Source organism: Arthrobacter sp. Cr_A7 (assembly GCF_029222765.1).
Lineage (GTDB): Bacteria > Actinomycetota > Actinomycetes > Actinomycetales > Micrococcaceae > Arthrobacter.
The window spans coordinates 1-7,389 of record NZ_JARHXQ010000083.1 but is presented as its reverse complement, the minus strand read 5'-3'; the positions used below and the strand labels follow the sequence as shown (position 1 = coordinate 7,389).

General features: G+C 66.7%; 8 protein-coding genes. 3 read left to right on the top strand and 5 right to left on the bottom strand.

The window, feature by feature from the left end:
• Positions 1-362 (bottom strand): Hsp20 family protein (locus P2Q66_RS05210; RefSeq protein ID WP_275726142.1); only part of this gene is annotated, 362 nt, incomplete at its 3' end.
• Positions 363-502: 140 nt separating this feature from the next.
• Here P2Q66_RS05210 and P2Q66_RS05205 point away from each other — a divergent pair.
• Positions 503-823 carry a MerR family transcriptional regulator gene (locus tag P2Q66_RS05205; protein WP_079598844.1) on the top strand — a complete coding sequence of 107 codons (321 nt, stop codon included), beginning with the start codon at positions 503-505 and terminating at the stop codon, positions 821-823.
• Positions 824-839: 16 nt separating this feature from the next.
• Here the strand turns inward: P2Q66_RS05205 and P2Q66_RS05200 are convergent, their stop codons facing one another.
• On the bottom strand, positions 840-1,661 hold the full coding sequence (locus tag P2Q66_RS05200) for a phosphatase PAP2 family protein (protein ID WP_115523904.1): 822 nt from the start codon (positions 1,659-1,661) through the stop codon (positions 840-842).
• 72 nt (positions 1,662-1,733) lie between these two features.
• On the opposite strand from P2Q66_RS05200, the gene P2Q66_RS05195 reads away from it, so the two are divergent.
• Positions 1,734-2,846, top strand: a complete 1,113-nt coding sequence (locus P2Q66_RS05195) for a DNA alkylation repair protein (RefSeq protein WP_275726139.1) — start codon at positions 1,734-1,736, stop codon at positions 2,844-2,846.
• Here P2Q66_RS05195 and P2Q66_RS05190 read toward each other — a convergent pair.
• The 3 genes from P2Q66_RS05190 to P2Q66_RS05180 all read right to left on the bottom strand — a co-directional run bounded on the left by P2Q66_RS05190 (position 2,843) and on the right by P2Q66_RS05180 (position 6,322).
• Positions 2,843-4,690 carry a S8 family serine peptidase gene (locus P2Q66_RS05190; protein ID WP_275726137.1) on the bottom strand — a complete coding sequence of 616 codons (1,848 nt, stop codon included), beginning with the start codon at positions 4,688-4,690 and terminating at the stop codon, positions 2,843-2,845. The two genes, P2Q66_RS05195 and P2Q66_RS05190, sit on opposite strands and share 4 nt — an antisense overlap.
• Positions 4,691-4,849: 159 nt before the next feature.
• Positions 4,850-5,698, bottom strand: a complete 849-nt coding sequence (locus P2Q66_RS05185; RefSeq protein WP_275726136.1) for an NAD(P)-dependent oxidoreductase — start codon at positions 5,696-5,698, stop codon at positions 4,850-4,852.
• A 33-nt stretch (positions 5,699-5,731) separates the two neighbouring features.
• Positions 5,732-6,322, bottom strand: a complete 591-nt coding sequence (locus P2Q66_RS05180) for an adenylate kinase (protein WP_115523900.1) — start codon at positions 6,320-6,322, stop codon at positions 5,732-5,734.
• Between the two features lie 291 nt (positions 6,323-6,613).
• Between P2Q66_RS05180 and P2Q66_RS05175 the strand changes: the two genes are divergently transcribed.
• Positions 6,614-7,357 carry a GAF and ANTAR domain-containing protein gene (locus tag P2Q66_RS05175; protein WP_079598838.1) on the top strand — a complete coding sequence of 248 codons (744 nt, stop codon included), beginning with the start codon at positions 6,614-6,616 and terminating at the stop codon, positions 7,355-7,357.
• The last annotated feature ends 32 nt before the right edge of the window (positions 7,358-7,389 follow it).

The following is a 7,389-nucleotide window of genomic DNA, read 5'->3' as shown; positions in this document are numbered from 1 at the left end:
CGTTCGGCCACGGGAATCCGCAGGGTCAGTACGCCCTGGTCGTAGCTTGCCTTGATGTTGTCCGTGTCCAGGGTGTCGCCCAGGATCAGTTGCCGGCTGAAAACACCGCGGGGACGCTCGGCAGCCACCAGCTCCACGTTGGGCTGTGTGGGGTCGGAGCGTTCCGCCCGTACGGTGAGGACGTTACGTTCGACATTCAGGTCCAGCGAGTCGGTCTTGACGCCCGGAAGGTCAAAGGCCACCACGAACTCGCCGTCTTCCTGCCATGCGTCCATCGGCATGGCGGCCGGCCGGGCGGCAGTGCCAAAGACCTGCTGCGTGAGCCGGTCCAGCTCACGGAACGGGTCCGTGCGCATCAACATCATGTCCCACTCCTTCAGCTTTTGAGATGTTGGATCAGTACCATATCCGCCCACCGATCTATGGTGGTGGATATAGATTTTTTATAGCACCCGTGGGAAACTGAGGCAAGACCGCGCAACGACGATTTTGGAGAGACGTTATGGCAGACCCCGGAGCAGGACGGGCCGGCCGGCCCGCCAGCGGACATGCGCTCTACGCCATCTCCGTTGCAGCCAAACTGGCAGGAACAGGCCAGCAGAACATCCGGCTCTACGAGAGCAAAGGACTGTTAACACCGTCACGGACGGCCGGCGGCACGCGTCAATACAGCGATGACGACGTCGCAGTGCTGCTGCGTATCGGGGAACTCCTGGACCAAGGCCTCAACCTGGCAGGCGTAGCCAAGGTGCTGGAATTGGAGGCAGCCAACATGAGGCTGCACCGTGCCCTGAAGCGCGCAAGATCCAGGCCGCCCGCCTGATGCATGCCTCGGGGCCCTAATCCCCCGGCGAGTCAGCCTTGGACAGCTCCCCCGTGATCCTCTCCCCCGGCACCCTGGCGGTCCGCCACGTATCCACGGCGATCACGCCGCCCAGGATGATCAGGGACAACGAGACCGAAGCGAGGGCGTCGCTGAGCCAGTGGTAGCCCAGGTACAGCCGGCTCAGGGCCGCCAGCACGATTCCCACGCCCGCTCCGACGAAGCCGAGCACGGCGGCCCGCGGGTTCCTGCGCCGCGAGAAGATCAGGAAGGCTCCCACCAGCAGGAAGTCACAGGCCCCCAGGACATGCCCGGAGGGGAACGAGAAAGTGTGGTCGATCCCGAAGAGCATCTGGTCCACCGGCGGGCGTGACCGCCGGACAATCTGGAGGATGATCTGCGAAATGATGACACCGGTGAGCATCGCCGACGCCAGCAGGATGGGCCGCCAGGCGTGCTTGGCGGCGAATCCCCAGACCAGGATGACCACCAGCACAATGATGGGCAGGGCAATGGGGCCAAACACCACGGCAAGGAAGATCATGATCGCCGTGATGGTGTCGGACCGCAGGCCCAGGAGCCAGTCACGGACAGGCCCATCGGCCGCGGACAGCCCATCGGCCTGCACCACGCTGATGAGGGTGGCGATGAAGAGCGCCACGCCCGCAGCCACCAGGATGACCGAAGCACGGTAGAGCGCGCGTCGGTCCCCCGGCTCCAGGTAGCGCTCCTCCACCACGAACTTGTCGTGGAAAGCGCGCCACCGGCCGTTCTTCTTGGCGGTTGTCCCGGAAGCTCTTCCAGAGCCTGACGATTCCTGCTGTCCCACTGTGACCATCCCTGCGCTGTGAAGTTTGCTTAGGGTGAAGATTATCCCGGTTGGCGCCTGCACGGGCGGTAGCCTGACTCCATGGGCGTGATGAATGAACTCATCGATGCGCAGGCGGTGAAAACGCTGGCCGGCATCCTCACGGCGGTTGCGCCCGACGTGACATGGGAACGCACCGCCGCTGCCGCTTCACTGCTGGGCGATCTCAACCTTCGCGCCCGTACTGATCTTGTTGCCGGCGCCCTGGTGGATGACATCAGGAACAGCCCCGGACGTGCATATCCGACGGCGGCGGCCAGCTTCCGCGCGGCACTGCCAGTTCCGGAGTTCACCGGCTGGACCCTGTGGCCGGTTTCCGAGGCAGCTGCCACCCTGTGCCTCGAGTCCGGTTCCAGTCAGGACTTTGACGATGCCCTCGCGCTGCTGACCGAGCTGACGCCCCGGCTCACCGGCGAGTTTGCCATCCGCCCGCTGATCGCCCGGGATCCGGACCGGGCTCTGGCAGCGGTCCTGGACTGGACGTCCCATCCCGATGAGCATGTCCGGCGCCTGGCCAGCGAGGGCACCCGGCCATACCTGCCGTGGGCGGTGCGTGTGCCTGCCCTCGTCCAGCGGCCAGAGGCCACCGTCCCCATCCTCGATGCGCTCTACCGCGACCCCTCCGAGTACGTTCGGCGTTCGGTGGCCAACCACCTCAATGATGTTGCCCGGCACGCCCCGGACCTGGTGGTGGCAACCGCCCGGAAATGGCTGGGGGCAGCAGACAACAACACGGGGCAGGTGGTCCGGCACGGGCTCCGCACGCTCGTAAAGAAGGGGCATGCCGGTGCCCTGGAGGTGCTGGGCTTTACGCCGGCGTCCGTGGTGGTTACCGGGCCGCGCCTGGACCGGGACGTCCTCACGATTCCCGGGGAACTGACGTTTTCCTTCGAAATCTCCAATACGGGTGCCCGGGATGTGCGGCTTGCGCTTGACTATGTTGTCCACTACCAAAAGGCCAACGGCACCCAATCCGCCAAGGTCTTCAAAATCTCAACCCTGACTCTGGCGCCGGGCGAGAGCAGGAGCCTCTCCAAGCGCCACGCGTTCCGGCAGATGACCACCCGGGTGCATCATCCCGGCCTGCATGCTTTGGAACTGCAGGTCAACGGTGCCCTGCACGGCCGCACGGAGTTCCGGCTGGAGGCGGGCTAGAACGAGCCGGTGGTGAACTGCCAGGTACGGGTGGCCAGCTGGTTCCCCGCAAGGTCGCGAACGGCTGTTCCGCCGCCTGTCACCGTCACGGTGTATTTGGTCTTGGCGGCCAGTGACTGCTGCGGGTCGAGGATCCACTGGTTCGTGGTGCCGTTCCGGAAGACGGCGGCCGGCACCACCGCGCCGGTGGCTGCGTTCCTCACGGTGAACGTGGTGCCGTTGACGCCCTGGACTGCCTCGTTGAAGGTCACGCTGATGTTGTTGCCGCGGCGCACCAGCAGCGCGTTGCTGCCGGGGGTGGTGCCGGTGACCACCGGGGCCGGGCCCGTCAGGAAGGTCCAGCTGACCGAGGCCAGCGGGGTTCCCGTAGTGCCGCGGATGGCCGAGCTTCCGCCCACCAGCGTTGCGGTATAGGTTGCATCCGCGGCCAGGTTGGCGGAGGGGTCCAGGGTGGCCGTCCGGGTGGTTGCGCTGTAGGTGACGCTGGCGGGGACGGTGGTGCCGGCAGCGTTCTTGAGCACGAACGTTCCCGACGTCAGTCCTTGTACTGCCTCGCTGAAGGTAGCGGTCACGTTGGCGCCGGACGGCACGGACGTGGCGTTGGCCCCGGGACTGACGGCACTGACGGTGGGGGCAGGCGCGGGAGCGGGGGCAGGCGCGGGAACAGGGGCAGGCGCGGGAGCGGGGGCTGGAGCAGCAGCCACGGCGCCGGCGTAGAGCAGCCGGTTGGGCGTTCCGCCGGTGGCGCCGGTGACTGCCCCGGACGTTGCACCGGACACCAGCGTTCCCGCAACCTGGGCTGGCGTGAGGGCCGGATTCTGCGACAGCAGCACGGCGGCGGCCCCGGCTGCGTGGGGCGCGGCCATCGAGGTCCCGGACATGGAGGCCGTTGCGGTGGTGGAGGTGTGGAGCGTGGAGGTGATGCCCACGCCCGGGGCGTAGAGGTCCACGCAGGTGCCGAAGTTGGAGAAAGAGGCCTGGCGGTCGGCGGAGTCGCTGGCGGCGACGGTGACAGCGCCGGTAACCCGGGCGGGGGAACCGCCGCACGCATCCACCGCGGAGTTGCCGGCGGCAACCACTGCCGTGACGCCGTCGTTCATCACTGCCTGGATGGCTGCGTCCACCGCGGTGCTCGCGCCGCCGCCCAGGCTGAGGTTGGCCACGGCCGGCACGCCGGCGGGGTGGTTGGCGGCAACCCAGTCAAGTCCTGCCACCACATCGGAGTTGTAGCCGGAGCCATGGCAGTCGAGGACCCGGACCGGCACCACGGTGGCTGCCTTGGCTACCCCGTAGGTGGCACCCGCCACCGTCCCGGCAACGTGCGTGCCGTGGCCGTTGCAGTCGCCGGAGCCCCTGCCATCGGCCACGGCGGTCCAGCCGGCTGTCACCCTGCCGCCGAAGTCGGCGTGCGATGCGAGGACTCCGGTGTCCACGACGTAGGCCGTCACTCCGGACCCGGCCGCTGTCCAGGAGTAGGAGCCGGAGAGCGGCAGGGGCCGCTGGTCCACCCGGTCCAGGCCCCAGGGCGCGGGCTGCTGCGTTGCGGAAATGCTGACGGGGGCGTCCGCCTCCACTGACAGCACCCGGCCGGAGCGCGCAAGAGCCTCGGCCTGGGCAGGATTGGCGGTGACCACGGCGCCGCGGAGCGCGTGTTTGAAGGTACGTCCGACGGCGAGGCCCTGCCCGCGCAGGTGGGCAGCCTCAGCATCCACATCGGCGTTGGCGGCGTACTGCACGATGTAGCGGCCGGCTGCTCCGGCATCGGCTTTTGGCGCGGCGGCGGCAGGCACGGCGGAAATGGAAAGGGCGACGGCGGAGACCAGCGCTGCGGCGGCGGGCAGCACAAAGGATGAAGTGCGAATTTTGGGGTCCTTGGTGTGGCGTTGGGAGCTGCGGGGGCGGGGAAATCCACCGCTCTACCAACAGGATAGGAGCCCGGAATGCGCCGCTGGCGGGTCCTTGCAGGATCCTGTGGGAAGCCTTGGGGATTCCTGCGGCCGGGACTATTCCCGGTGGTTCCGCCAGCTGTGTTCCGGCTCGAAGCCCAGCAGGCGCCGGGCCTTGTCGATGGAGAGCATGGTCTCGTGCCCGCCCAGTTCCCGGGTGACCTTCACATCCGGAAACACCTCGGCCGCGAGGCTTGCACTCGACCGGCTCATCACGGTGTCCGCGTTGGCGATGATGAAGGCTTCAAACCCTGGCCTGCCGTTCTCGAGGGCCCGGACCACTGCCTGGGCGCCGTCCCGGCCGTCGATGTAGCCCCAAAGGTTCCATTTCCGCAGCCGCGGGTCAGCATCGAAGGACGGGAACCTGGTGTAGTCCTCCACGTCCATGACGTTCGAGAACCGCAGTCCGACAATGCTCAGTTCCGGGTCCCAGCGCGTCAGTTCCGCTGCCATCTGCTCCTCCAGGTGCTTGACCAGGGAGTAGGTGCTTTCCGGCCGGGCAGGGTATTCCTCGTCCACGGGAATGTAGGGCGGGTCGACGTCGAACGGCAGTCCCAGCACCGTCTCGCTGGAGGCGTACACCACCTTCTTGATGCCTGCCCGGCGGGCAGCCTGGAAGACGTTGTAGGTGGACAGCATGTTGTTCTCGAACGTCGCGGCGTCCGGAAGGATGCCCGGCGCCGGGATGGCACCCAGGTGCACCACGGCGTCGAAACCGCTGTGCCTGTCATCCACGCCCAGTATCGCATCGAGCACCTGGCCGTAATTGCGCAGGTCCACCACCAGGAGTCCCGGGCTCCGGGTGCCTTCCCGGTCCAGGTTGAGGACCTCGTGGCCGTCATCGATAAGACGCCGGACAACGTGCCGGCCCAGTTTTCCGCTTCCGCCGGTGACGGCAATTCTCATCAGGAGGTCCTTCTGTTGGAGGGGTGCACCGGCTCAGGCTCCGGTACGGGTGGCCAGGAACTTTTCGACGGCGGCGATCGCCAATGCAGTGATCTCGCCCGGATCGCCGCTGCCGTTCACGGAGACGAGGATTCCCCGGCCGGCATAGACCGAGACAACTTCATGGGTTTCGCGGTGGTAGAGGTCAAGCCGGCGCCGGAACACGTCCACCGTGTCATCCGACCGTCCCTGTTCCTCCGCCCGCTGACGCATCCGCTGCTCCAGTTCGGCGTCGGGGGCACGCAGTTCAATGACCGCGTCCAGGGCGACTCCCTGGGAGGCGAGCATGTTGTCCAGTTCCATGACCTGGGGCGCGGTACGGGGGTAGCCATCCAGCAGGAAACCCGACTGGACGTCGCTGTCCAGGAGGCGGTCCTTTACCAGGGCATTGGTGAGGTGGTCCGGGACGAAGTCGCCGCCGTCGAGGTACTCCGCGGCCTGGCTGCCCAGTTCTGTCTGCTGGCTGACGTTGCTCCGGAAGATGTCGCCGGTGGAAACGGCCGGCACGCCGAAGTGCCGGGCAAGGTGCTCGGCCTGCGTCCCCTTGCCCGAGCCGGGCGGACCGATAATGAGCAGTCTGGTCATGTTCCTGTCCTCCGCGGCGCAACAGCCGCTGGTTTCCGGGTCCGCCGCCGGCAGCCCGGCGCCTGCTTCATTCTGCCGGTTAGCCCCGGCCGGCGCCAGCGGCCGGCCCGCCGGGAAGCCATATATGACTCTTTTCCGCGCCCGGGGATGTATATACTTCTGGGTATCGGTTTAGCAGCAGGCCGTTGGAAAGTTCGTCGATCCAGCGACCTTCACCGGCTCCCCGCCTCTCGGGTGGGACGGTTGGGTGTTGCCGGCTCGTTTTGACCTGAACGAATGGCACCAAAACCCGTGGCCAGCGAGTCAACAGCAAAATCCGATACATCCATAGCCGAACACCTGAATGAACTGGTCCTCAACAGCTCTGACGTTGAGGACTTCCTTAACGAACTGGCACAGGTGTCGGCGCGCAACCTCTCCGAGCCCGGAGACGAGATCCTGTGCGCCATCACCCTGCTCCGGAAGCGGAAGGCTGCCACTGTGGCCAGCAGCAGTCCGGAAGCCAAAGCAATCGGCCAGCTCGAGAACGAATTCAGCGAAACACCCAGCATGACGGCCTACACGTCGCAGAAGACCGTAAACGTTCCCGACGTGCAGGACGACGGCCGCTGGCCCGAATACTCCTCCGCCGCCTTCGCCCAGGGTGTCCGCTCCGTCCTGGCACTGCCGTTCGAGCTCGAAGGCGAAACCAAGGCTGCCCTGGTCCTGTACTCGCGCCGCCCCCAGCGCTTCGAAGCCCGTGACCTTGAGTTCGCCGAGGATTACGTCAGCCAGACCTCCCTCGCCCTGCGGCTGGCGGTGCGCTTTGCCCACTACAGCGAGACGGCGGCCAACCTGCGTGCCACCCTGGAATCGCGGACCGTCATCGACATGGCAGTGGGCATCATCATGGCGCAGAACCGTTGCAGCCAGCATGACGCCTTCGAGATCCTGAAGACCGCGTCCAGCACCCGCAATTCAAAGCTGCACGATGTGGCCGCCGCCGTGGTGAATGCCCTGGGCCAGGGCCCGGCCCGCACCCACTACGACGGCTAGCCGCTCCCTCAGCTGCGCAGTTGCTAGCGGTG

What these genes read in the sequence shown, in the direction of transcription:
- P2Q66_RS05205 (WP_079598844.1), top strand. Translation starts at nt 503, where the DNA reads ATGGCAGACCCCGGAGCAGGACGGGCCGGCCGGCCCGCCAGCGGACAT.
- P2Q66_RS05200 (WP_115523904.1), bottom strand. Translation starts at nt 1,661, where the DNA reads ATGGTCACAGTGGGACAGCAGGAATCGTCAGGCTCTGGAAGAGCTTCC.
- P2Q66_RS05195 (WP_275726139.1), top strand. Translation starts at nt 1,734, where the DNA reads ATGGGCGTGATGAATGAACTCATCGATGCGCAGGCGGTGAAAACGCTG.
- P2Q66_RS05185 (WP_275726136.1), bottom strand. Translation starts at nt 5,698, where the DNA reads ATGAGAATTGCCGTCACCGGCGGAAGCGGAAAACTGGGCCGGCACGTT.
- P2Q66_RS05180 (WP_115523900.1), bottom strand. Translation starts at nt 6,322, where the DNA reads ATGACCAGACTGCTCATTATCGGTCCGCCCGGCTCGGGCAAGGGGACG.